Source organism: Collimonas fungivorans Ter331 (assembly GCF_000221045.1).
Taxonomy (GTDB): domain Bacteria; phylum Pseudomonadota; class Gammaproteobacteria; order Burkholderiales; family Burkholderiaceae_D; genus Collimonas; species Collimonas fungivorans_A.
This window is the reverse complement of record NC_015856.1, coordinates 1064236-1088089: the sequence shown is the minus strand read 5'-3', so window position 1 is coordinate 1088089 and position 23854 is coordinate 1064236. Positions and strand designations below refer to the sequence as shown.

General features: G+C 57.5%; 22 protein-coding genes. 19 read left to right on the top strand and 3 right to left on the bottom strand.

Annotation, left to right across the window (positions count from 1 at the left end; all coding sequences use genetic code 11):
* Positions 1–208 precede the first annotated feature (208 nt).
* From CFU_RS04755 to CFU_RS04735, 7 genes are all read left to right on the top strand, one after another.
* Entirely contained in the window at positions 209–2569 is a 2361-nt protein-coding gene (locus tag CFU_RS04755; protein ID WP_014004906.1) for a DNA polymerase II, read from the top strand.
* A gap of 42 nt (positions 2570–2611) precedes the next feature.
* Complete coding sequence (locus tag CFU_RS04750) at positions 2612–3154, top strand: nucleotidyltransferase family protein (protein WP_041741323.1); 543 nt, start codon at positions 2612–2614, stop codon at positions 3152–3154.
* A 463-nt stretch (positions 3155–3617) separates the two neighbouring features.
* On the top strand, positions 3618–4052 hold the full coding sequence (locus CFU_RS25485; protein WP_425304686.1) for a DUF5990 family protein: 435 nt from the start codon (positions 3618–3620) through the stop codon (positions 4050–4052).
* 230 nt (positions 4053–4282) lie between these two features.
* Complete coding sequence (locus CFU_RS24360; protein ID WP_148264760.1) at positions 4283–5221, top strand: hypothetical protein; 939 nt, start codon at positions 4283–4285, stop codon at positions 5219–5221.
* Between the two features lie 208 nt (positions 5222–5429).
* A complete protein-coding gene (locus CFU_RS04745; protein ID WP_041741322.1) occupies positions 5430–5858 on the top strand; it encodes a hypothetical protein in 429 nt (142 codons plus the stop codon).
* Between the two features lie 434 nt (positions 5859–6292).
* On the top strand, positions 6293–7543 hold the full coding sequence (locus CFU_RS04740; protein ID WP_014004904.1) for a hypothetical protein: 1251 nt from the start codon (positions 6293–6295) through the stop codon (positions 7541–7543).
* A 342-nt stretch (positions 7544–7885) separates the two neighbouring features.
* Positions 7886–9592: a M14 family zinc carboxypeptidase gene (locus CFU_RS04735; RefSeq protein WP_041741321.1), complete on the top strand. Its 1707-nt coding sequence runs from the start codon at positions 7886–7888 to the stop codon at positions 9590–9592.
* 79 nt (positions 9593–9671) lie between these two features.
* On the opposite strand, the gene CFU_RS04730 is transcribed toward CFU_RS04735, so the two are convergent.
* Complete coding sequence (locus CFU_RS04730; RefSeq protein WP_014004902.1) at positions 9672–11111, bottom strand: PLP-dependent aminotransferase family protein; 1440 nt, start codon at positions 11109–11111, stop codon at positions 9672–9674.
* Between the two features lie 111 nt (positions 11112–11222).
* Between CFU_RS04730 and CFU_RS04725 the strand changes: the two genes are divergently transcribed.
* The 4 genes from CFU_RS04725 (at position 11223) to CFU_RS04710 (ending at position 13623) form a co-directional block, all read left to right on the top strand.
* A complete protein-coding gene (locus CFU_RS04725; RefSeq protein ID WP_041741320.1) occupies positions 11223–11660 on the top strand; it encodes a carboxymuconolactone decarboxylase family protein in 438 nt (145 codons plus the stop codon).
* A 71-nt stretch (positions 11661–11731) separates the two neighbouring features.
* Positions 11732–12535 (top strand): SDR family oxidoreductase, encoded by an 804-nt coding sequence (locus CFU_RS04720; RefSeq protein WP_014004900.1) that lies wholly within the window; start codon positions 11732–11734, stop codon positions 12533–12535.
* 27 nt (positions 12536–12562) lie between these two features.
* Positions 12563–13015 carry a GNAT family N-acetyltransferase gene (locus CFU_RS04715; protein ID WP_014004899.1) on the top strand — a complete coding sequence of 151 codons (453 nt, stop codon included), beginning with the start codon at positions 12563–12565 and terminating at the stop codon, positions 13013–13015.
* A complete protein-coding gene (locus CFU_RS04710; protein ID WP_014004898.1) occupies positions 13012–13623 on the top strand; it encodes an FMN-dependent NADH-azoreductase in 612 nt (203 codons plus the stop codon). Before CFU_RS04715 ends, CFU_RS04710 begins: the two co-directional genes overlap by 4 nt.
* Before the next feature lie 51 nt (positions 13624–13674).
* Here CFU_RS04710 and gshA read toward each other — a convergent pair whose 3' ends face one another.
* The gene (gene gshA / locus CFU_RS04705) at positions 13675–15261 is read right to left on the bottom strand and encodes a glutamate--cysteine ligase (RefSeq protein ID WP_041742998.1); all 1587 of its coding nucleotides are present in this window, start codon (positions 15259–15261) and stop codon (positions 13675–13677) included.
* Positions 15262–15373: 112 nt separating this feature from the next.
* Between gshA and CFU_RS24355 the strand changes: the two genes are divergently transcribed.
* The 7 genes from CFU_RS24355 to CFU_RS04675 all read left to right on the top strand — a co-directional run bounded on the left by CFU_RS24355 (position 15374) and on the right by CFU_RS04675 (position 21639).
* The gene (locus CFU_RS24355) at positions 15374–15640 is read left to right on the top strand and encodes a hypothetical protein (protein WP_148264759.1); all 267 of its coding nucleotides are present in this window, start codon (positions 15374–15376) and stop codon (positions 15638–15640) included.
* Entirely contained in the window at positions 15625–16470 is an 846-nt protein-coding gene (gene folD / locus CFU_RS04700) for a bifunctional methylenetetrahydrofolate dehydrogenase/methenyltetrahydrofolate cyclohydrolase FolD (RefSeq protein ID WP_041741319.1), read from the top strand. The genes CFU_RS24355 and folD overlap by 16 nt, the downstream gene beginning before the upstream one ends.
* A gap of 5 nt (positions 16471–16475) precedes the next feature.
* A complete protein-coding gene (locus CFU_RS04695) occupies positions 16476–18548 on the top strand; it encodes a M3 family metallopeptidase (protein WP_014004894.1) in 2073 nt (690 codons plus the stop codon).
* Positions 18549–18639: 91 nt separating this feature from the next.
* Complete coding sequence (locus tag CFU_RS04690; RefSeq protein WP_014004893.1) at positions 18640–19254, top strand: glutaredoxin family protein; 615 nt, start codon at positions 18640–18642, stop codon at positions 19252–19254.
* 27 nt (positions 19255–19281) lie between these two features.
* Positions 19282–19707 carry a DNA polymerase III subunit chi gene (locus CFU_RS04685; protein ID WP_014004892.1) on the top strand — a complete coding sequence of 142 codons (426 nt, stop codon included), beginning with the start codon at positions 19282–19284 and terminating at the stop codon, positions 19705–19707.
* Between the two features lie 17 nt (positions 19708–19724).
* The gene (locus CFU_RS04680; RefSeq protein ID WP_041741318.1) at positions 19725–20153 is read left to right on the top strand and encodes a hypothetical protein; all 429 of its coding nucleotides are present in this window, start codon (positions 19725–19727) and stop codon (positions 20151–20153) included.
* A gap of 169 nt (positions 20154–20322) precedes the next feature.
* Positions 20323–21639, top strand: coding sequence for a D-amino acid dehydrogenase (locus CFU_RS04675; protein ID WP_041741317.1), 1317 nt, complete (start codon positions 20323–20325; stop codon positions 21637–21639).
* A gap of 162 nt (positions 21640–21801) precedes the next feature.
* Here CFU_RS04675 and CFU_RS04670 read toward each other — a convergent pair whose 3' ends face one another.
* The gene (locus CFU_RS04670; RefSeq protein ID WP_014004890.1) at positions 21802–22311 is read right to left on the bottom strand and encodes an Lrp/AsnC family transcriptional regulator; all 510 of its coding nucleotides are present in this window, start codon (positions 22309–22311) and stop codon (positions 21802–21804) included.
* Positions 22312–22511: 200 nt separating this feature from the next.
* On the opposite strand from CFU_RS04670, the gene CFU_RS04665 reads away from it, so the two are divergent.
* Positions 22512–23660, top strand: coding sequence for a branched-chain amino acid ABC transporter substrate-binding protein (locus tag CFU_RS04665; protein WP_041741316.1), 1149 nt, complete (start codon positions 22512–22514; stop codon positions 23658–23660).
* The last annotated feature ends 194 nt before the right edge of the window (positions 23661–23854 follow it).

The following is a 23854-nucleotide window of genomic DNA, read 5'->3' as shown; positions in this document are numbered from 1 at the left end:
CCATCCTTGCGCGATCTCATCCCAGGCTCCTCTGCTCCGACAACGAGGCGACGGCCAGAGTTTCGAAATAATTGCATTCTTGCGGGCCGGCGACCGAAGCAAAATGCAATCATGAAATGTATCATTGCAAGACCCGGTCTTTCCCCGGCATCCCTCGTGCCGATGCGCAGGCGAGGCGTATATATAAGCAGCTCTATAAGGCAGTAGCGTGGCACAACAAGGCTTCATCCTCACCAGACACTGGCGCGACACTCCCAATGGTACAGAAGTCGAGTTCTGGCTGGCGACTGACGATGGCCCGCAGCAGATCCGCCTGGCTCCCCAGGAATCGGTGGCCTTCATACCCGTCGAGCAACAGCAGCAGGCTGAAAGCGTATTGCGCAACGAACGCCGGTTCGAGCTGCGTCCGCTGCTCCTGAAGGATTTCCAGTACCGGCCAGTGCTGGGCCTGTATTTGCAGCAGCATCGTCAGTTGATCAAGCTGGACAAGCTGCTGAGGGATGACGGCGTCGACGTCTACGAGGCAGATATCCGCCCGCCAGAACGCTACCTGATGGAGCGCTTCATCACCGCCCCGGTCTGGTTTGCAGGCGAAAAAAATGGCAGCGGCCCCATGCTCAACAGCACCATGAAACCCGCGCCCGAATACCGTCCGCAGCTGAAGCTGGTATCGCTCGATATCGAAACCACGGCGCATGGCGACTTGTATTCGATCGCCCTCGAAGGCTGCGGCCAGCGCCAGGTGTACATGCTGGGGCCGCCCAACGGCGACGCCAGCGAAATCGACTTTGACCTGGAGTATTGCGCCAGCCGCCCGCTCCTGCTGGAGAAACTGAATCAATGGCTGGAGCGGCATGATCCCGACGCCATCATCGGCTGGAACCTGGTGCAGTTCGACCTGCGCGTCCTGCAAAAACATGCCCAGGAATACCAAGTACCGCTGCTGATCGGCCGCGGCGGCAGCCTGATGGAGTGGCGCGAACACGGCTTCAAGCCGAACCACCATTTCGCCTCCGCGGCCGGCCGCCTGATCATCGACGGCATCGAAGCGCTGAAATCGGCGACCTGGAATTTCCCTTCCTTCAGCCTGGAGCATGTCGCCCAAACCCTGCTGGGCGAAGGCAAATCCATCACCAACCCCTACCAGCGCATGGCGGAAATCGACCGCCGCTTCGCCGAAGACAAACCGGCGCTGGCGACCTACAACCTGAAAGACTGCGAGCTGGTCACGCGCATCTTCGCCAAGACCGAACTGCTGGAATTCCTGCTGGAACGCGCCGCCGTCACCGGCTTGCCGGCAGACCGCAGCGGCGGCTCGGTGGCTGCTTTCAGCCATTTGTATCTTCCTCACATGCATCGCCAGGGTTACGTCGCGCCGAACCTGGGTGAAGTGGCAGGCGATTCCAGCCCCGGCGGTTTTGTGATGGATTCGCAATCGGGCCTGTACGATTCGGTCCTGGTGCTGGACTATAAAAGCCTGTATCCCTCCATCATCCGCACTTTCCTGATCGATCCGGTCGGGCTGATCGAAGGCATGCAGCATCCCGGCGACAGCGATTCCGTGCCGGGCTTCCGCGGCGGCCGCTTCTCGCGCAGCAAGCACTGCCTGCCAGGCATCGTCAGCCAGATCTGGCAAGGGCGCGAAACGGCAAAACGCCAGCGCAACCAGCCCCTGTCGCAAGCCTTGAAGATCATCATGAACGCCTTCTGCGGTGTACTGGGATCGACCGGCTGCCGTTTCTTCGATCCCCGCCTGGCGTCGTCGGTCACCATGCGCGGCCATGAAATCATGCACAAGACGCGCGAACTGATCGAGGCCAAAGGCTACCAGGTCATCTATGGCGATACCGATTCCACTTTCGTCTGGCTGAAGCAGCCGCATACCGAGGAACAGGCCGCCAAGATCGGCAATACCCTGGCGCAGGACGTCAACCAATGGTGGCGCCTGCATCTGCGGCAAACCCTGGGTATCGAAAGCGCGCTGGAACTGGAGTTCGACACCCACTACCGCCGCTTCCTGATGCCGACCATCCGCGGCACCGAACTGGGCAGCAAGAAGCGCTACGCAGGCTTGATCGTCAACGCCGACGGCGCGGACGAAATGGTGTACCGCGGACTGGAGTCGGTGCGCTCCGACTGGACCCCGCTGGCCAAGGAATTCCAGCAGCAGCTTTACCAGCACATATTCAAGCGCGAGCCCTACCAGGCTTATGTGCGCGATTACGTCAGCCGCACGCTGAACGGCGAATTCGACGAGTTGCTGGTCTACCGCAAGCGGCTAAGGCGACCTTTGGATGCCTACGAGCGCAATGTGCCGCCGCACGTGCGCGCCGCGCGCGTGGCCGATGAATTCAATCGCGAGCAAGGCCGGCCGTTGCAGTACCAGAACGGCGGCTGGATCAGCTACGTGATGACCACGTCCGGCCCCGAGCCGCTGGAAACGCAGCGCTCGGCGATTGACTACGACCATTATCTGACCCGGCAGCTGCAGCCGCTGGCGGACGCGATATTGCCGTTCCTGGACGATAATTTTGCGGCTTTGGTGGGCAGGCAGAAGGAATTGTTTTAAAGTCGGGTATTGTTCTCACCAGATAACGGAGCGTCAGTTGTGATGCAAGACCATTTTCTCGCCGCTATCCTGGCCAACCACAGCAATCGCGTTATCCTCGATCGCTGGAATGCCCTGGCGCTCCCGGATGCGTGGTTGGTCGCGGGGTGCCTCTTCCAGACGGTCTGGAATCTGCAGGCCGGCCGTGCACCAGAAGCGGATATCAAAGACTATGATCTGTTTTACTTCGATGCCAACGATCTGAGCGAGGCGGCCGAACGGAATGTGCAGGCACGTGTTGATGATGCGCTGGCCGACTTGGGAGTGAAGATTGAAGCATCGAACCAGGCGCGGGTGCATCTCTGGTACGAGTCGTACTTCGGTCATCCGTGCGAGGCGCTGCGTAGCACATGCGACGGCATTGACCGCTTCCTTATTCCAGCTACCTGTGTCGGCGTTCGCCCGGGTTCGATCTATGCACCAAACGGACTTGCAATGTTGCGCGAAGGTGTACTGACCATGAATCCCTTGACACCGCACCGCAATTTGTTCGAGCGCAAAGCGGCGTCGTACCAGGCTCGCTGGCCGTGGCTTCGAATTGAGTAGACAGCGTGCGGTGAAAATTTCATGCGGAAAATCGTCCACAACCTCGAAAGCACCGATGAAGTCTTATCGGAAAATCTGTAGTTTGTTTATTTTACTGTTCGCTGCAATCGCGATTCTCAATGCGCATGCACAGACGCAAATCATTTACGAAAATTATTTCTGCAATGCAGATATTCCGACCTATCAACAAAGTTGGGATGGTGGACTGGCACACCCGCAAAAAATGTTTGAATGACTGCTCTCTAATAAACAGAACGACAGCTTCGGGTCCAAATTATCTTATCGCAACCGGCTCAACACGGCCACAAGCGGTCGTTGATAGCGCATGTGGCCTAGAGCGGACGCTTACACGCTGCATATTCGTTATTGGTTTTGGATTGTGCGAGTCTAATTTCTATGAAATCGGGCAGTTAACTCCTGGTAGCGGTCAGAAGTCGACTGTCAATGAATTTATGGGGCTTCAATGATGGAATCAGTATGTCTCAGGCTAGTCTACGACGGCAATGGGCCACTTAATTGGAGTGGGAAGCCAGGCACGTTCGGAATGCAGGACAAGGAGGGGCTCTTACATACAGGTGTCCGAGGAGCAAATGGGACGATTTCATTCGACCTGACGCTTCAAGTGAAGCTGGGGAAGTCCGACGCGCCTATATTATTTGGTTCCTTCGCGCATGGACCGCCTAGCGGGCGGTTTCTATATCTCGCCTGGTGTGAGGCACACGGTACACTTGTGCAACGTCTCAAGCTCCCACTTAGCGGCATCACATGGAACGATATTCGCAGCGCGTTCGCCCGACAGGAACCGTTGGTTGGGGTGTTAGTGGACCACCATCCGCGCCTGACTTCAACGGGCGCCAATATAGGTGGAAGTCGCCCGATTTCCTGGAAGCTGCCGTGAATGGCGTTGAATGCAAAAGTCACCTATCGGCCAAAGGCCGGCTGTCAAACTTCTGCTCCAAATCGGCCATTCCCTGTGCCATGGGCTTGATTGAGCAGGTGCGTTGAATGAAGCGATGGATTGACGCATTTACTGGATTTGTTGTTCTTGCACACTGGCATAAGTCATAGCGACGGAACCGAATATAGTGCGGTTAATGGCGCCGATTTTTCATCTAGGAGCATTCATTGTTGAAAATAATACTGTTGACAATCTTCACTTCCTTTCTCGTTACAGGATGCGTGGGGACTGGGCCACTTGTAACAAATGCCACCAACATCTCATCTAAAGTCGCTGCAATTGGCGGATTGCCAAAATCAGTTCATATCAAAGGTATTTCGGACGATGGGTCTGTGGTTGTTGGCCAATTCAGAAATAATCAAGCGCCGCACAATTGGCAAATCTTCCGCTACACGCGATCCAATGGAATTGAAAATCTCGGAACAATGGCTGGGAAAGACATTGCAAATATATGTATTTCTGCTGATGGCTTAGTGATTGCGGGAAGCTTTTATAATAAAAATGATGGTAGTCATATCTTCCGCTATACGCATTCAAATGAATTTCAAGACCTCGGTACAATGGGTCAAAAATCAATATCAGTAAATGGAGTTTCCGCAGATGGTTCAGTGATCGTTGGAAGCTTTCTATATTCACTAACTCCAGAAAATGCTTCGCGTTACCATGCCTTCAGATATTCTCAATCAAAGGGATTTGAAGACCTTGGTAGCTTTGGTGCGGAGTCCGCTTTCGCCCAAGGTGTTTCGGCTAACGGTTCACTAATTGTGGGAAATTTCCATGTTACAGGCGGTAGTGACCATGCTTTTGTATATTCTCGTGCCGATGGTGTGCGAGACATTGGTGCAATAGGAGGGGTAGCGGCTTTCGCCACCGGCATTTCAAATAATGGTTCTGTGATTGTTGGCAAGTATTTTGGAGCATTTAACTTCCATCTATATTCGTACTACAACCATGCCTTTATTTATACAAAAACAGAGGGAGTTAAAAAACTTGGCGCACTGAGTGGAAAATCAGCAGAGGCGCACAGTATTTCTCCAGATGGGACCACTTTCAACGGGAGTTATATAGATTCCGATGGCGAGTCCTATACCTATTCGGCAAAGATATGAGTACGATATTTGAGCTTGCCGATGAGGCAATTCGGCCACAAGCGGCCATTAATAAGGATTTCACTTTGATAAGTGGGTAGGCATACCCTATCAGATTGCTGGAGAAACCTTCAACCTGCTTTACTTCGTATAGACGAACTTGCGACAAAATGCATCGAGCAAAATAAGCATCAACAATCTTGAGACCCTTCACTTTAGAAGTTAAGAAATGCTACTTGCATATTATTGGCACGCCGGCGGCGTTAGACAGTTCGACGAACTGACAGGAGTTGTCGGTCCTAAAATACCGGCGTCGCGCGAAAGCGCCGATTGGGGGTATTTATGGCGACAGCGCGGAAAATGGTTTGCAATCAGAAAGGACCACGAGTCGCTGATTTTTCAACACGGGACTAAGCAATGGCGCTTACGGAATAACCATGAATTCAGTGTCACTCGAGGTTTTCTTAGGCGGTTTAAAATTCGTGAAGCTGGCCAGGCCACCTTCACCGTCAAATACTTGTTCGCCGGTGCGTTCTTGGCAAATATTGACCCGACTTACGATTCATTGGACGAAGAATCCGATGATTTTTTCCTCTACGTGTCTGGGATGTGGGCACACTGGAAAGACAAGGACATATCGACCTTTCTGAAGACATGAGAAAGTTCAAAGTCGAATAATATAAATATCTCATGCGAGCGCGTAGGTCGAATCCGGACATATAACGTCGTAACGAGTGTCCGCAATGTAGAAGTTCGAATAACCGCAACGGGTCGCAAGGCGATAGGCGGTTATCGGCCGCTTGCATGTCGTCGGCAAGGGTGCCTCTACCCCATATTTTTTAAATTTATGTTTTTATACATCCTGGGCCGGAAACGGGCCTTTGTGTACTCCATAAATCCGTTGTTGCTTCTATAGTTACCATGTGTCAACATTCATTCGTGGTTTTGCTGCTATTGAGCAGATGAACAAGAACCCGTTTGGGATTTCTTTCTGGCTCCTCCTTGGAGATTCCCCGCTTATTTCCATTTGCAATATATGAAGCCGTGTTGAGCATCGCTGCTCGCATCGTTATCCGCTGAAAGTTTGCCCATATGCAGATAGTTTTCTATGTGATTGCAATAGTCGTTGGTGGACTTTTTTCGTATATGATTTTTGGCTTCTCACTGCTCAGCGGTGAACGCTTTGCAACGTACGTTGGCGTATTTCTTGGACTGGCTCATCTCGTAACAATTATATTTTCCGTAAAAATGGCTCATAAAAAAAATATAGGACTTGCAGTGCTTTCTCTGGTGTCTCCGGCGTTCCTGGCGCTTGCTTGTCTTACTGCCTTCGCGACGTCGCAAAATCTCTTAAAAGCTGACGCGTCAGATCCACAATTCTTGGCCGCATGCGAACACACTGGTATTCAGATATTGCACACTCCAATGACTAGGGTGACGTCCATTGGACTCGACTGGGGGCCAGGTTCGGGATCAGTACCGAAGACCGTATATAGAATGGGATCCGGCCGGCAACTCGATAGTTTTGAAAACTCTATCCCATTTCAGGAGATGATCGTTGATTCGTCGATCGCCGATGTACTAGTTAGTCATCAAGCGTCGGATCCGGAAGAAGAAAAGATGGCGCCACGCTACCAGAAGCTAATTGTATATACGTTAACCGCTACAGATCGGCGAGACGGGATAAAACTCGCGACAATGACGTTTGCTGTAGACATGGCTAAGAGGCAGGCCTGTGGTGCAAACACAAAAAACACCATTGATTTGGGTGAATTTTTAAGACAAGCCACCGTATTTCAAGGTCAAAATGCCAGCCCGCGGCAGCTGCCTCTTATACGTGACGTAGCTTTGGAAGTGTTAGAGACAGAAACTTACTTGCCGGTTCGAAAAATTAGTGGCGACGAATGGCAAAATTTGGCGTGGGATGCGAGACGGACCGATCTTTGCCAGAAAATGGCACCACAGGTATCGAGGGGCTCGCTGCAGCGACGATTCGCTTCTGATTCAACAGGTACGAAGCGTATGGTAAACCGCCAAGGATTTATGTTATGTGACAGCGAGGGAATCTGGACAGGTACCTATGCTGGAGAATTCGGAAAGGGCAAAGTCGAACTTGAAAAATACACCCCCGAAGGGGAACTGCTCTATATGGTCAAATTCGATGAGCCCTCGGAGATCGGCTGGTACCATGGTGGGATATTGAACCCAACTTTGAGATCACAGGATGGCTACCTTGTTTTTGAGTGGTGGAATAACAATCAGTCAGGGTCTGATAGGGAAATTAACCGACGGATGAAAGTTAGATTTCAAGAGCCACTTGCCATAACCTCTCTCAGTCGATAGCCTCCCCGCCCAACCTAGAGATTGGAATATTTGAACCCGCGACAGTTCCGATGCTAAGCATAATAAACCGTAACTCACCAATATATGGAATCGACCAGAAGTCGTCAGTGAACATTTACCGAATTAGCCCTTGAACTTGGGGCGTTGAATGACCGCTTCCAAGATTTGCGAATGTCTCTTGCTGATTGAAATCAACCTGTCGTGGCTGGCTCGAAACGGCCAAGAGCGGTCCGTCGCGACCGACGGTTTTCCGATGTGCCACCCCTGCTCCATATTCCGCACTGTAGATGCGGACCGTCAAATTGGCGTATTCTCGACACCACGAAAAAAAAGGAGTCATGCATGACGTCCCCGACCAGCGTTGCCTATCCCACCCCCTTCGAACTCGGCAATGGCAACCAGACCTCCACCTGGGCCGAATGCATCGCCTTCTACGAGCGGCTAGCCGAGCGATTCCCGGGTGTGCTGCGATGGTGGCGGATCGGCACGTCCGACACCGGCCTGCCGATGCATGCCGGCCTGATCACGGCCGACGGCGTGTTCGACCGCGACAACTTGCGCGAGCAGGGGCGCCCGGTGTTCTTCAACAACAACGGCATCCATCCCGGCGAGCCCGAAGGCATCGATGTCTGCATGGCGCTGGTGCGCGACTTCTGCCTTGAGCCCGAGCGGCTGGCGGCGCTCGGCGACACGGTGTTCCTTTTCATCCCGGTCTACAATGTCGACGGCTGCGTGAACCGTCAGTCCAGCTCGCGGGCGAACCAGCTCGGTCCCGAGGCGTTCGGCTTTCGGGGCAACGGCCGCCACCTCGACCTGAACCGCGACTTCATCAAGTGCGACAGCCTGGCCGCCCAAGTGTTCAACCGCTTCTTCAACGCCTGGGACCCGGATGTGATGGTCGACACCCACACCTCCAACGGCGCCGACTACGCCTACGCCATGACCCTGATCCCGACCCAGCCCGACAAGCTAGGCGGCGGCCTGGGAGAGTTCCTGCGCGAGCGCATGCTGCCCGCGATCTATGGCGACATGCAGAGGCGCGGCTGGCCGACCTGCCCTTACGTCAACCTGCTGGCCGAGACGCCGGACGACGGCATCGAAGATTTTCTCGATCTGCCGCGCTTCTCCACTGGCTACGCCGCGCTGCACCACACCATCGGCTTCATGCCCGAGACCCACATGCTCAAGCCCTTCGTCGACCGCGTGGCGGCGACGCGCACGCTGGTCGAGGTGGTGCTGGACTTCAGCGTGGCGCAGGCGCGGCGCATTCAGCAACTGCGGCGCGATGCGCGGGCCGACGCCGCGCGCCGCACGCAGTGGCCGCTGCGCTGGCGCAACGACCACCAGCGGCCGGCGCGCCTTCGCTTCAAGGGCTACGCGGCGATGCGTACGCCGAGCCTGCTGGGCGACTATCAACGGCTCGCCTACGACCGCAGCCAGCCGTGGGAGAAGGACATCGTCCACTTCGACCGCTGTGTCGAGGAACAGGTGGTGACGGCGCCGAAGGCCTACCTGGTGCCCCAGGCCTGGCGCGAGGTGATCGAACGGCTGGAGTGGAACGGCGTCGCGCTGCAGCGTCTGGACGCCGACCGGCTGTTCGATGCGGCCCGGGTGTACCGGGTGCTGGAGGTCGGCACGCGCGCGACCGCCTACGAAGGCCATATGTTCCATGACCGGGTGCTGCTGAGCACGCACTCCGAGACCATCCAGGCGCGCGCGGGTGACATGCTGGTGCCTCTCGACCAGCCCCAGGCCCGCTACGCGGTCGAGACCCTGGAGCCCGAAGCGCACGACAGCTTCTTCCGCTGGGGGTTCTTCAACAGCGTGCTGGAGAGGAAGCAGGCCTCCATCTCAGCCTATGTCTTCGAGGACACGGCCTTGCAGATGCTGGCCGACGAGCCGGCGCTGCGGCAGGCGTTCGACGAATGGAAGTCCGCGCATCCGGCGCAATTGTCCGATCCGCAAGCGGTGCTCTGGTTTCTGTTCACCCACGGCCGGCGCCATGCCGAGCCGGAATGGCGACGCTATCCGGTGGCAGCGTTGATGTAGTCAAAAATCTCCTACGGGATGCGAACGCGTCGCGGGTGCTCACCGGGCGCTATCAAACACCCATGGCCCGCGCCCGACGCTATACCAATGCTTGTTTCAGCCTCAGCGCCAGGCGCATAGCATCCTTCTCATCGACAATATTGGCAAAACCCAGCAACAATCCCTGCTGCGGCTTTGCATTGATGTACCAGCGCGACAAAGGATGCACGGCCAGACCTGCAGTCCGCGCACGGCCGGCCAGCATGACATCGTCTTCGTGATCAGCCAGCTTCGCCAGTACATGCAAACCGCCCGGCTGCAGATCGATCCTTATCCGGTCGCCCAATACTTCCTGGAAAACGCGTGAGGTCACCGCTCGCCGTTCGGCGTACAACAGGCGCATTTTTTTCAGATGCCTTGAGAAATGCCCTTCGGCGATAAAGTCGGCAATGCCTGCCTGGAACAGGTAGGGACAGCCCGCGTTCAGGTTGTGGGAGGCAGCCTGGAAGCGTGCAACCGCGCTGACCGGCGCCACGGCATAAGCCAGCCTTAATCCCGGAAACATCGCCTTGCTGAAGGTGCCGCTGTAAATGACGCGGTCATTGCGGTCCAGGCTTTTCAGTGCCGGCAGCGGCCGCCCCTGGTAACGAAACTCGCTATCGTAGTCGTCTTCGACAATCCAGCTGCCGGCTTTGCTGGCCCACTCCAGAAGCGCCATCCGGCGTTCCAGCGACAGCGTCACGCCAAGCGGGCTTTGGTGCGACGGCGTGACCATGGCGAATTTTGCGTACGGACTGAGCCGCTTGCCTTCTTCCACCATCAAGCCATGTTCATCGACCGGCACCGGCACCACCTTGACCGCGGTATTTTGCAGGAACAGGCGGGCAAAAATATAGCCGGGATCTTCCAACCAGAACGCATCGCCGGCAGTGGAAAGGCTGCTGAAGGTCAGTTCCAGCGTATTGCGCAAGCCGGTCGTGATGAACACCTGTTCCGGCAGGCAGGTCACGCCGCGCGAGACGCCCAGGTAAGTCGCAATCCTTTCACGCAAACGGTCATAACCGGCAGGATCGGGATAGGCCAGCCGCGCCGCTTCGCTGCTGCGCAGGCGATGGCCGACCAGCCGGTTCCATACCTTGCGCGGGAATGCGTCGAGCGCAGGCAAACCCATCTGCAGCGGCTTCGGCGCCTTGCCGTCGTGGTCGACGATGACTGCATGGCCCTGTCCGGCCATTGCGGTTTGCGGCTTGAGGACTGCCGGCGGCGGCAAAGACGGCGATACCACGGTGCCGGCGGCGCCCCTGACCTGCAGATAGCCCTCGTCCGCCAGGATGCGATAAGCCATTTCGACCGTGCCGCGCGCCAGATTCAGTTCGGTCGCCAGCGCCCGTACCGCCGGCACGCGATCGCCCGCATGCAGGTTGCCCCGCTCGATCGCGGTCTTGAAACGCTGGCATATCTGTTGATACATGGGCAATTCCAGCGCGCGATCGATGTGCAGGTCCAGCTCGGGCTTGGCAACGGGCTTGGCAAACTTCATGGACTAGTCCTTTTGTTATTTCTTGGCCCTTCTAACATGGCCATGATTCTCGCATACTACACCTCAAGCAAACGCCAATTTACTTCGATTTACCTAACCAAGGAGCTTCAAATGCAAACTCGCCTCGACTTCTACACTGCCGACAAAGACGCCATCAAGGCCTTGATGGGTGTTGAAAACCAGATCAACAAAGGCACGCTGGACATCCTGCTCAAGGAACTGGTCCGCCTGCGTGCGTCGCAAATCAACGGCTGTGCATTCTGCCTCGACATGCATGTGGCCGACGCCCGCAAGGCCGGCGAATCGGAACGCCGCATGGCTACCGTCTCGGCCTGGCGCGAAACTCCGTTCTTCAGCGACCGTGAGCGCGCGGCGCTGGCATGGACCGAATCGCTGACGCTGGTTTCGCAAAACCATGTGCCGGACGCAGTGTGGGAAACAGTCCGCCCGCATTTCACCGACGCCGAACTGGTTGAACTGACACTACTCATCACGTCGATCAACACCTGGAACCGGTTTGCCATCGCGTTCCGCAAGATGCCAGTGTAATTGCCGGCAGCTTCCGCAATCTGGTTCACAAGTCCATCGCCCATTGACGGGGACACATTGAAAGGCATTCCATGAAAATCCTCATCATCGGCGGCAGCGGCCTGATCGGATCGAAAGTCGCCGCCAATCTGCGTCAGCTCGGTTACGACGTCGTCGCCGGCTCGCCGAGCACCGGCATCAATACAATGACCGGCGAAGGCTTGGCGGATGCAGTCAAAGGCGCACAGGTCGTCATCGATTTGAGCAACTCGCCTTCGTTCGAAGACAAGGCCGTGCTCGAATTCTTTGAAACCTCCGGCCGCAACCTGCTTGCCGCGGAACAGGCAGCCGGCGTCAAGCATCACATTGCGCTGTCGGTGGTCGGCACCGAGCGCATGCTCGACAGCGGCTACTTCCGCGCCAAGATGGCGCAGGAAAACCTGGTCAAGGCATCGACGCTGCCGTACACCATCGTGCGCTCGACGCAGTTCTTCGAATTCCTCGGCAGCATTGCGCAGTCCGGCACGGTCGGCAACGAAATCCGCTTGTCGCCGGCGCATGTGCAACCGATTTCATCGGACGACATCGCGGCGATCGTATCGGACACAGCGCTGGTGCAAGCGATCAACGGCACATTCGATGCGGCCGGTCCGGAAAAGATCGGGCTTGCCGACCTGATGCAGCGCTACCTGAACGCCCGCGGCGACAAACGCATCGTCGTGCCGGATGCCAACGCGGCCTACTTCGGCGCGCAAATCAACGATCAATCGCTGACGCCGGCCGGCGCCGCGCGCCTCGGCGACACAGGGTTTGCCGCCTGGTTCAGCAAGTCGCAGCCGGCTCGACAAACCGGAACGGGAGTATCGATTCGCCCCGCTCTGCCGGCACAACGTTAGAGCGGCGCCAATTTTCTGGAGAAATGCATGCAGTCCCAGGTAGAAATAAAACACATCGAAAGCGACACCGACCTGGAAGCGTCGTTTTCCGTGATGAAGGAATTGCGGCCGCATCTGAGCGATCGCGCAACATACGGCGCGCAGGTCGCGCGGCAACGCACCCAAGGATATCGCTTGCTTGCGGCATGGTCCGACGGCGCCATCGTCGGACTTGCCGGCTACCGTCTGCAAGACAATCTGATATACGGCCGTTTCGTTTACGTCGATGACCTGGTGGTAACAGCTTCCTTGCATCGCTCCGGGCTCGGCGAACGCCTGTTGCAGGCAGCACGGCAACAAGCCGTCGCATTGCGCTGCAAGCATTTTGTACTGGATACCGGCTTGCACATGGCGCTGGCGCAGCGCTTTTACTTCCGCCAGGGACTGCTTGCCAAGGGCATGCATTTCGTCGAACCGCTTACACAGGAAGCCACCACATGACACGTACTCTGCTATTGAACAGCGGCCCGCACAGCGATGCCAGCCATGGTTATCAACTCGCAAAGGAAGCGATTGCCGCATCGGGCATCGACAACGTACAGATCACCGAACGCGACCTGGTGAAAACGCCCATTCCGCCAATCGGGCGCGATTATGCAATTGCCCTCACTTCGCAAACGGCGGCCGATGCAAAGGCATTCGAATGGTCGGAACGCCTGATCGCCGAACTGGAACAGCACGACATGCTGTTCATCGTCACGCCGATGCACAACTTCACCGTCCCCGCCGCGCTCAAACTGTGGCTCGACCATGTGATCCGCATCAATCGCAGTTTCCATGCGACGCCGCAAGGCAAGGTCGGACTGATCAAAGACCGCCCGACCTTTGTACTGGTCAGCTCTGGCGGTTTTCATGTGGGAGAACGGGCGAAACAGGCTGACTTCCTGACGCCGTACCTGCGCTATGCGCTGGCATCGATCGGCATCAGCGATGTGCATTTTTTCCCGCTACAAGGATTGGTCTTCGGCTCGGAAGCCGTGGCGCTGGCAGTGCAGGACGCACGCCAGGGATTGGCTGAAAAATTGCCCTTGGCCACTGCATGCCTATAGGCTCAGCCGGCGGCGTAAGCCGCCGGCGCCTGCAAGAGTTGCTTATACTTCCTAAACGCTCATGTTGCCCAGCGTACTGGCGCGATAAGCCGCGACAAAAGTATCGAAATCCCCGGTCTGGCTGCGCTCCAGGCTTTCCTGCTCCGACAAGGACGTCGCCGCCAGCGTTTCGAAATAATTGCGTTGTTCCGGGCTCGGAGGATGCGCCAGGAAATATGCCGCATGCGCCTTGCTCTGGCGCAGCGCAAAGCTGGCGAACGATTCCTGGTTGTCGCGCAGGATCGCCAATACCTTCGCCGACGGCGTCAATTCAACCGATTCCAGCTTGAGGTTTTGTTTCGCCAGCGATGCCGCATGGGCGCCGTCGCTGCGCTGGGCATCGAGCAGGGCTGCCGCCGAACCGATGCGCTGCATCAGTTCCTTGCCCCAGGTTTGCAGGCCGACCGGATTGCCGTCGCGCCGCAACTGCAAACCGGGACGCCGCCCTTCCTTCACTGCACGCGAGAAATTCTCGGTGTTTTCCAGGCTTTCTTCATCGCTGGTCAACGGGCTGTCGTCGAGTGCGCAGAACAACAGGAAGGCATCGAGGAAACGCGAGGTTTCCAGGTTGATGCCCATCGGTTCGAACGGGTCGATGTCCATGCAGCGCACTTCAATGTATTGCACGCCGCGCGCGGAAAGCGCCTGGATCGGCCGTTCGCCGGAATTGATCACGCGTTTCGGCCGGATGGTCGAGTAGTACTCGTTTTCGATCTGCAGGATGTTGGTGTTGATCTGCACCCACTCGCCGTTGCGATGGGTGCCGATTTCTGCGTACGGCGGGTAAGGCTGGCTAACCGCACGCGCCAGGCTCTTGATATAGCTGTCGAGGCTGTTGAACTGCGGCGTCAGGCGGGCCTGGGCTTCGCTGGTGTAGCCGAGGTCGCTCATGCGCAGGCTGGTGGCGTACGGCAGGTACAGGGTGTCTTTGTCCAGTTCTTCCAGCCGATGGTCGCGGCCGTCCAGGAAACACTTGGACAAGGCCGGTGAAGCGCCGAACAAGTACATCAGCAGCCAGCTGTAGCGGCGAAAATTGCGCACCAGTGCAATATAGCTTTCCGACTGAAAATGCACTGCCGTGCCGCTCGCGCCTTCGGCCTGCTGCAAAGCCTGCCATACGCCTTCGGCCAGCGAATAGTTGTAATGGATGCCGGCGATGCATTGCATGCGCTTGCCGTAACGCAGCGCCAGGCCGCGCCGGTAGACGTGTTTCAGGGTCCCCATGTGGGACGTGCCATACCAGGCGATCGGAATCTGCTCTTCCGCCGGCAAATGGGCCGGCATCGACTGGCTCCACAGCAGTTCGTCGCCCAGCTTGGTGTAGACGAAACGGTGGATCGCGTCCAGTTCGGTCAGCGCGGTCGCAATGTCGTGCTCGGCCGGGGTAATGAATTCCAGCAGCGATTCCGAATAGTCGGTGGTGATCTGCGGATGGGTCAGCGCCGAGCCCAGCGCGCGCGGGTGCGGCGTCAGGGCCAGCCGGCCGTCGTCCTCGACGCGCAGGGTTTCTCTTTCGATGCCGCGCAGGCCCTGGCCCAGCAAGCCGCGGTGCTGCTCTTGCCCTAGCAGCGCCAGCCGGCGAGTGTAATGATCGGTCAATTCAGCATCCTTTTTTTCAAATTTGTCAGCTCTGGCCATGCAGCCGCCGGTTGCATGATTGCGGCCATGATTAGTGACATGCAGATGTCGTAGAAGGCGAGAATAGCCGAAAATGAAAGAACGCGTCGGATGCCGCCTGGACCGCAAATTACAATCGGCCGCGCGCTCAGGAAGTACGCTGGGCGAGGCCTGGCTTTATCAAATCGGCAATTTCCAGCGGATTCGCGCAGGCCGGCAAGAACGGGTCGGCAAAAAAACGGCAAATATTCGCAAATTTCCACACGGCAACGCATCACCGGCAGAGCCTTCGGCGCGCGCACCCCTTATAATCCTGCTTTGCTTTCAATTTTCATTGCCTCTACTATGCCAGCCCAACTGATCGACGGAAACCTCCTCTCCCAACAACTCCGCGCCGACGTCGCCAAACGCGCCGCCGCGTTGACCGCGCAGGGCAAACAGCCCGGCCTGGCGGTGATCCTGGTCGGCGATAGCCCGGCTTCGCAGGTGTATGTGCGCAACAAGGTCAAGGCTTGCGAAGACAACGGCTTGCATTCAGTGCTGGAAAAATATGATGCCGACCTGACCGAAGCGGCCCTGCTGGCGCGTATCGATGCCTTGAACCACGACCCGAAGATCAACGGCATCCTGGTGCAGCTGCCGTTGCCGGCGCATATCGACGCGCATAAGGTGATCGAAGCCATCGCCGCCGAAAAAGACGTCGACGGTTTCCATATCAGCAACGCTGGCCTGCTGATGACCGGCCAGCCGCTGTTTCGCCCTTGCACCCCTTACGGCGTGATGAAAATGCTGGAATCGGTGAATTTCCCGGTGCGCGGCGCCCATGCGGTGATCGTCGGCGCCTCGAATATCGTCGGCAAGCCGCAAGCCATGCTGCTCTTGCAGGCTGGCGCCACCGTCACCATCTGTAATTCAAAGACCCGCGACCTTGGCCTGCACACGCGCATGGCCGACATCCTGGTGGTGGCTACCGGCAAGCGCAATATCGTCACCGCCGACATGGTCAAGCCGGGCGCTGCCGTGATCGATGTCGGCATGAACCGCGACGATAACGGCAAGCTGTGCGGCGATGTCGATTTTGCCAACGCCAAGGAAGTGGCGGGTTACATCACCCCGGTGCCGGGCGGCGTCGGGCCGATGACCATCACCATGCTGCTGGTCAATACCATCGAAGCCGCAGAAAGAATGTAATTGCAATGACCACTATTCAAACCAGCAATCCCCTGCTCGACTTTACCGGCCTGGCCAAATTCGACCAGATCAAGCCGGCCGACATCAGCCCGGCGATCGCGGCGCTGCTGCAGCAGGCGCATACCGTGGTGACCTTGCTGGAAGCCTCGACCGACGCCGTGACCTGGGACAATTTTGTAGTCCCGCTGGAACACGTGACGGAGAAGCTGGGCCGCGCCTGGGGCATTGTCAGCCATCTGAATGCGGTAGCCGACACGCCGGACCTGCGCGCCGCGTATAACGAAAACCAGCCGAAACTGATCGAATTCTGGACCGCGCTGGCGCAAAACCTGGCCCTGTTCGACAAATATAAAGCCATCAAGAACAATCTCGATTTTGCCGAGCTGTCGGAGGCGCGCCGCAAGATCGTCAACAACGCCCTGCGCGATTTCAGGCTGGGCGGCGCCGAACTGGCGCCGGCCAAAAAGGCCCGCTTCGCCGAAATCCAGGAAAAACACGCAGCGCTGACCACCAAGTTCTCGGAAAACATCCTCGACGCCACCAACGCCTACGGCCTGTTCGTCGACGACGAAGCCGAACTGGCCGGGCTGCCGGACGATGTACGCCAGGCCGCGCGCGCCGCCGCCGAGCAGGACGGCAAGCCGGGTTACAAATTCACGCTGCATTTCCCATCCTATTTCCCTATCCTGCAATACGCGGACAACCGCGCCCTGCGCGAAAAGATCTATCGCGCCAATGCCACCAAGGCTTCCGAACTGGGCGAAAAGCCGGAATGGGACAACAGCGCGAATATCGTTGAGATCCTGCGCTTGCGCAATGAAGAAGCAAAGCTGCTGGGTTTCAAGAATTACGCCGAGCTGTCGCTGGTGCGCAAGATGGCCAAGACCCCGGCTGAAGTGATGCTTTTCCTGGAAGACCTGGGCCAGCGCGCTCGTCCGTTTGCCGAGCAAGATCTGGCCGAACTGCGCGCGTTCGCCGCGGAACAGCTGGACCTGGCCGCGCTGGAAGCCTGGGACCTGGCGTATGCCGCGGAAAAGCTGCGCGAACAGCGCTATGCTTTCTCGGAACAGGAAGTGAAACAGTATTTTCCTGAGCCGGTGGTAGTCGCAGGCTTGTTCCAGCTGGTGCAGAAACTGTTTTCCGTCGACATCAGCGCCGACCGGGCCGCGGTGTGGCACCCCGACGTCAAGTTTTTCCGGATCCAGAAAGACGGCAAGCTGATCGGCCAGTTTTACCTCGACCTGTATGCCCGCAACGGCAAGCGCGGCGGCGCATGGATGGACGACGCGCGCGCCCGGCGCCGCCTCGGCAGCGAAATCCAGACCCCGATCGCTTACCTGACCTGCAATTTCACGGCGCCGGCGATAGTCGACGGCGCGGCCAAACCGGCCTTGTTTACCCATGACGAAGTGATCACCCTGTTCCATGAGTTCGGCCACGGCTTGCACCACATGCTGACCCAGGTCGACGAAATCGGCGTGTCCGGCATTTCGGGCGTCGAGTGGGATGCGGTCGAACTGCCTTCGCAGTTCATGGAGAACTTCTGCTGGGAGTGGGATGTCTTGCAGCACATGACATCGGAAGCGGAAAGCGGCGCGCCTTTGCCGCGCGCGCTGTTCGACAAGATGACCGCCGCCAAGAATTTCCAGTCCGGGCTGCAGGCTTTGCGCCAGGTCGAGTTTTCCCTGTTCGACATGCGCTTGCACGACGACTATGATCCGTATGGCAGCCAAAGCGTGCAGGATGTGATCAACCAGGTGCGCAGCAAGATCGCGGTCATCAGCCCGCCACCCTTCAATCGCTTCCAGCATTCGTTCGGCCACATTTTCGCCGGCGGTTATGCTGCCGGCTATTACAGCTACAAATGGGCCGAAGTGCTGTCGGCCGATGCCTACAGCGCGTTTGAAGAGGCCGCCTCGCGCGGCGGCAACGTGGTGTCGGCAGAGACCGGAAAGAAGTTCCACGCCGAAATCCTGGCCGTCGGCGGCTCGCGCCCGGCGCTGGAATCGTTCAAGGCCTTCCGCGGACGCGAACCAAACATAGACGCCTTGCTGCGCCATAGCGGCATGGCGGCATAAGTAATCAAAGAAGCAGGAAGCAACTGGATCGATGCAATACCACTACCAAACCTTCGCTGTACAACGGCGATTCTTACAATAGGGGAAAAGGATGAAAGCTGGGACTAAATTCGCTGCAACGGTTTTTCTGCTGACGCTGGCCGCCGGCGCGCAAGCGCAACTGTACAAATCGACCGGCCCCGACGGCAAAGTTACCTATAGCGACATCCCGCCTGCCAAGGGTAACGTGACGCAACAGAAAACCGGCGCCGGCATCAGCGACGTCAACGACGGCTTGCCTTATGAACTGGCGCAGGCGGTCAAGAATAGTCCGGTCACTCTGTACAGCTCGGAGAAATGCATTCCGTGCGACGATGGCCGCAAAATGCTGAACGAGCGCGGCATCCCGTTCAGTGAAAAGACCGTCAAGAGCAATGAAGATATTGCCGCCTTGCGCAAGGTCACCAGTGAAAACCAGCTGCCGATACTGACAGTCGGCCGCAACAAGGAAAGCGGCTTTTCTTCCCCCGCCTGGGGCGCGGCGCTGACAGCCGCCGGTTATCCGGAAACCAGCCGCTTGCCAAAAACCTATCGCAATGCCGCTCCGGTCGCCGCTGCGCCAACCGTTGTCGAGCCCGGCAAGATCGCCCCAGCGGCCGCCGGCAGCGCCAGCAATGGCGACACTCCGCCGGCAGCCGGCAACGCGCCGCCCGGATTCCGTTTTTAAGACGCGACCGCCCTACCCATACTATTCATGACGCAAATCGACTTTCACACCAATATCTCGGACAAGTTCCTGTACACCTGCCGACTGGTGCGTAAAGCGCGCGCGGCACAACGCCAGATCGTCATATTAAGCAGCAGCGCCGAGGATCTGGCGACGCTCGACCGCGCGCTCTGGACCTTCTCAGAGCACGACTTTCTGCCTCACGTCAGGGCCGGCGACCCGCTGGCGGCGCAAACCCCGGTGATCCTGGCCGCCGACGAAGAAACCGGATGGCCGCATCACCAGATCCTGATCAACCTGTCCGGCAAGGCGCCGCAGCATTTCGCCCGCTTCGAAAGAATGTTCGAAATCATCTCGCTGGCCGACGACGACAAGGCCGGCGGCCGCGATCGCTACCGCTTCTACCAGCAACGCGGTTACCCCCTGACCCATTTCGTCGCCGACAACGTATAGCCATAGAGGAATCCGTAATGAGCAATCTCGACGCCAATATTCCTTTATTGACCGAGGTCATTGTCCCGCTGCCGACTTTGACCGACATTATAGAAACGCCGCAAGCTGCCGCGGCAAGCGCGGCTGCTGCGCCCGCCGCGGTGGACGACGACGGCAGTTTTGACCTGCCCAGGATACGGCAGGAAGAAACCGCGGTGCGCACCCTGAGCCAGCATGACTGGGAGCGGCTGGAAGCGGAAGTCCGGGAAAAAGTGCTGCAGCAGCTGCAGGACCGCATCGATTTTGTCATCGAGCAAAGGGTGCGCGACGGCCTGGCCGATGTCTTGCAGACCGCGGTGGAAGGCATGGCGGCGCAAATCAGGGAAGGTTTGCACCAGACCCTGGACGAAGTAATTTCCCGCGCCGTAAGCCTGGAATTAGTCAAATTAAAAAAAACAAACATTTAGCCTAATTTTTTTGTTTTCCAATCACATTTAGCAATGCGGTAGATAAAAGTAAAAAAAACAGATCTCATTTTGATCGCCTAAAAAATCTCTGTTTTCTTACAATAGCGCTATTGAAATGGTGGCTCGACAGCCGTCAGCGAGTAATTAAACAGTGGTTTTTGGAGATGAGATGAAAGTAATTGTATTGGGCGCTGGCGTTATCGGAACCAGTTCTGCATGGTTCCTGAACAAGGAAGGTCACGATGTGACAGTGATCGAACGCCAGCCCGGCGCGGCGCAAGAGACCAGTTTTGCCAACGGGTGCCAGATTTCGGTATCGCATGCCGAACCCTGGGCCAATCCGCAGGCGCCGCTGAAGGTGCTGAAATGGCTGGGGCAGGAAGATGCGCCGCTGCTGTACCGCTTCCGCCCGGAATGGCTGCAATGGAAGTGGGCGCTGAATTTCTTGCGCGAGTGCACCCCGGCCCGCACCAACGACAATATCCGCCAGATCGTCGCCATCTGCGAATACAGCCGCCAGACCTTGCAAGCCGTGCGCGCCGAAACCGGCGTCGACTACGATTGCCTGACGCGCGGCATCCTGCATTTCTATACCGAACAAAAAGAATTCGACATTTCGCTGCCTGCCGCGCAACTGATGCGCGACCTGGGCTGCCCGCGCGATTCCATCAGCGCCGACGAAGTGGTCCGGATCGAACCGGCGCTGGCGCGCATCCGCGACAAGATCGTCGGCGGCGACTTTACCGCCACCGATGAATCGGGCGACGTCTACAAATTCACCTCCGGCCTGGCCGACAAGGCTGCCGAAGCCGGCGTCAAGTTCCAGTACAACACCAGCGTCACTCGCCTGATCACCGAAGGCAGCGGCGCCGGCGCCAAGATCACCGGCGTCGAGGTCATCAATGCCGACGGCCGCCATGAAGTGCTGCATGCCGATGCGTTCGTGGTCGCCATGGGCAGCTTCTCGACGCCGCTGCTGAAGCCGCTCGGCATCGAGCTGATGATCTATCCGGGCAAGGGTTACTCCGCCACCTACCGCATCACCAACCCGGAGGCGGCGCCCAGCGTTTCGCTCACCGACGACGGCTACAAGCTGGTGGTGTCGCGCCTGGGCGACCGCCTGCGGGTGGCCGGCACCTGCGAACTGAACGGCTACACGCGCGAACTCAACACCACCCGCTGCGAAGCGATCACGCGCCGCACTCGCGAGCTGTTCCCCGACGGTTGCGATTACGACGATCCGGTTTACTGGACCGGCTTGCGGCCGATGACGCCATCCAATGTGCCGTATATCGGCAAGACCAGGATCAGCAACCTGTTCCTCAACACCGGCCACGGTACGCTCGGCTGGACCATGGGCTGCGGCTCAGGCCGCGCCATCGCCGAGATCATCTCGGGCCGCCGGCCGGAAGTCGACTTCGCATTTACCGGCATGCCGCGGCAAGCGCCGCAGCCGCTGATCCTGCCGCGTCCGGTGCAAGCATGATTACCACCAGGCCTGCTGTAGCAAGGCGATAAAAAAGACCGGTGCTGGCGACAGCATCGGTCTTTTTTTTCGCCCGGTGAGACATGGCGCGGTTTTTGCGTATGTATCCGCGGGAATCGGCAGCGCTGCCTTTTTATTGTCCGGGCGCACTGTTGGAGTGCATCACTTGGCGATGCGCACCTCGACCGTGGCCGGCTTTTCGTCGAAGGCGACGCGGGTCACGAACTTGGCGCGCTTCATGGGGAAACGAGACTGGAAATGGCGGACATTGCCGGAGCCTGAAATGACCCGGCGCACGAACTGATAATAGGCATCCATATCGATCACATGCACGACCAGGAAATAATCGTAATCGCCTGACACGAAATAACATTGCATGACTTCGGCTTCCTTGTTCATGCGCAGCTCGAATTCCTGCATGTGCTCGTCCGACTGGTGGTTCAGCGAGATTTCGAGGAAGGCCAGCATGCCGTAGCCGAGCGCAAAAGGATCGACCAGCGAGACGTCGGCGCTGATGATGCCGGCGTCGCGCAGGTCGCGCAGGCGGCGCAGGCAGGTCGGCTGGGAAATGTGGGCTTTGTCGGCCAAGGTGCGGGTCGGCATTTGATTGTCGCGCTGCAGCAAGTTAAGCAGCTTGCGGTCGACTTTATCTAGGGTGTGATGTTTGCTCATGCCAAGGGATTAAGGGCTGCAGTGGGGACACATATGGTGTGTTAAGAATTCGCAAAAACCTCTATGCGAAGCGTTTTTTATGTTGTAACGTTGCTGAATTCGGACAAATTCATAGAATAAGTTCGAATTAATAACAAACAAGCAGCGGACGGTGAGACTGTAATTAGATTGTTTTATTTTAAATCCTCAGGAGGACATTCATGCAGAACAAGATCAAATTGATTCCGTTGGCAGGTGCAATTGCCATGGCTTTCGCCTTTGCTGGCTCGGCTTCGGCACAAGAAGTAGTCACCATCGGCCAGGTCAGCCCGCTCACAGGTCCTAACGCCCACATCGGCAAGGACAATGAAAACGGCGCCAAAATGGCAATCGATGAATTGAATGCCAAGGGCACCCTGATCGGCGGCAAAAAAGTGACTTTCGTATTGGCTTCCGAAGATGACGCTTCCGATCCGAAACAAGGTACGGCAGCTGCGCAGAAACTGGTGGACGCCAAGGTCAAGGGTGTTATCGGCCACATGAATTCCGGCACCACGATTCCTGCATCGAAGATCTATTTCGACGCCGGCATTCCGCAAATCTCGCCTTCCGCCACCAATCCGAAATACACCCAGCAAGGCTTCAACACGGCCTTCCGCGTGGTCGCCAACGATGGCCAGCTGGGCGGCACCCTGGGCCGCTATGCGGTCAACACCCTGAAGGGCAAGAATATTGCCGTGATCGATGACCGTACCGCCTACGGCCAAGGTGTTGCAGAAGAGTTCACCAAGAGCGCCAAGAAGGCCGGCGCTACTATCGTGGCGACGCAATTCACCAACGATAAAGCGACTGACTTCAACGCCATCCTGACTTCGATCAAGGCCAAGAATCCGGACGTGATCTTCTTCGGCGGCATGGATGCTGTCGGCGGTCCGATGCTGCGTCAGATGGACCAGCTGGGCATCAAGGCCAAGTTCATGGGCGGCGACGGCCTGTGCACCACCGAGCTGGCCAAGCTCGCTGGCGCTGGCTTGAAAGACGACCAGGTAGTCTGCGCTGAAGCCGGCGGTGTGCCGGATGCAGGCAAGGCCGCGCTGGAAGCCTTCAAGGTGGCTTACCAGAAGAAGTTCAACCAGGAAGTCGTGATCTACGCACCGTACGAGTACGATGCGCTGATGGCGATGGTGTCGGCAATGCAAAAAGCCGGTTCCTCCGATCCGAAGAAATACCTGCCTGAACTGGCCAAGATCCACTACAAGGGCGTGACTGGCGATATCGCTTTTGATCCAAAGGGCGACATCAAGGACGGTTCGCTGACCTTGTACACCTACAAGGATGGCAAACGCACTCTGCTGACCGTGACAAAATAATCGTCGCGCGTCTCTGATAAAAACGCCTCGGGAAGCCGGGGCGTTTTTTTTCGCCTGCCGAAAATCTGCACGCCATCTCTCCCATCCTGCCGCCGGCATCAATCCCCGTACGGACCGCAAGGGTATTGCCTAAAATGCAGGAAAAAACCTATACGAGGATTTTGTTCTGTTGTAACGTTTGCATGTTCCGCTCA

Bases quoted from the DNA above. Each gene is read 5' to 3' on its own strand.
- CFU_RS04730 (WP_014004902.1), bottom strand. From the start codon at position 11,111: ATGAAGTTTGCCAAGCCCGTTGCCAAGCCCGAGCTGGACCTGCACATC.
- CFU_RS04710 (WP_014004898.1), top strand. From the start codon at position 13,012: ATGACACGTACTCTGCTATTGAACAGCGGCCCGCACAGCGATGCCAGC.
- CFU_RS04690 (WP_014004893.1), top strand. From the start codon at position 18,640: ATGAAAGCTGGGACTAAATTCGCTGCAACGGTTTTTCTGCTGACGCTG.
- CFU_RS04745 (WP_041741322.1), top strand. From the start codon at position 5,430: ATGCTACTTGCATATTATTGGCACGCCGGCGGCGTTAGACAGTTCGAC.
- CFU_RS04725 (WP_041741320.1), top strand. From the start codon at position 11,223: ATGCAAACTCGCCTCGACTTCTACACTGCCGACAAAGACGCCATCAAG.
- CFU_RS04680 (WP_041741318.1), top strand. From the start codon at position 19,725: ATGAGCAATCTCGACGCCAATATTCCTTTATTGACCGAGGTCATTGTC.
- CFU_RS04665 (WP_041741316.1), top strand. From the start codon at position 22,512: ATGCAGAACAAGATCAAATTGATTCCGTTGGCAGGTGCAATTGCCATG.
- CFU_RS24355 (WP_148264759.1), top strand. From the start codon at position 15,374: ATGAAAGAACGCGTCGGATGCCGCCTGGACCGCAAATTACAATCGGCC.
- CFU_RS04715 (WP_014004899.1), top strand. From the start codon at position 12,563: ATGCAGTCCCAGGTAGAAATAAAACACATCGAAAGCGACACCGACCTG.
- CFU_RS04695 (WP_014004894.1), top strand. From the start codon at position 16,476: ATGACCACTATTCAAACCAGCAATCCCCTGCTCGACTTTACCGGCCTG.
- CFU_RS04675 (WP_041741317.1), top strand. From the start codon at position 20,323: ATGAAAGTAATTGTATTGGGCGCTGGCGTTATCGGAACCAGTTCTGCA.
- CFU_RS25485 (WP_425304686.1), top strand. From the start codon at position 3,618: ATGATGGAATCAGTATGTCTCAGGCTAGTCTACGACGGCAATGGGCCA.
- CFU_RS04750 (WP_041741323.1), top strand. From the start codon at position 2,612: ATGCAAGACCATTTTCTCGCCGCTATCCTGGCCAACCACAGCAATCGC.
- CFU_RS04670 (WP_014004890.1), bottom strand. From the start codon at position 22,311: ATGAGCAAACATCACACCCTAGATAAAGTCGACCGCAAGCTGCTTAAC.
- CFU_RS04740 (WP_014004904.1), top strand. From the start codon at position 6,293: ATGCAGATAGTTTTCTATGTGATTGCAATAGTCGTTGGTGGACTTTTT.
- folD (WP_041741319.1), top strand. From the start codon at position 15,625: ATGCCAGCCCAACTGATCGACGGAAACCTCCTCTCCCAACAACTCCGC.
- CFU_RS04685 (WP_014004892.1), top strand. From the start codon at position 19,282: ATGACGCAAATCGACTTTCACACCAATATCTCGGACAAGTTCCTGTAC.
- CFU_RS04720 (WP_014004900.1), top strand. From the start codon at position 11,732: ATGAAAATCCTCATCATCGGCGGCAGCGGCCTGATCGGATCGAAAGTC.
- CFU_RS04735 (WP_041741321.1), top strand. From the start codon at position 7,886: ATGACGTCCCCGACCAGCGTTGCCTATCCCACCCCCTTCGAACTCGGC.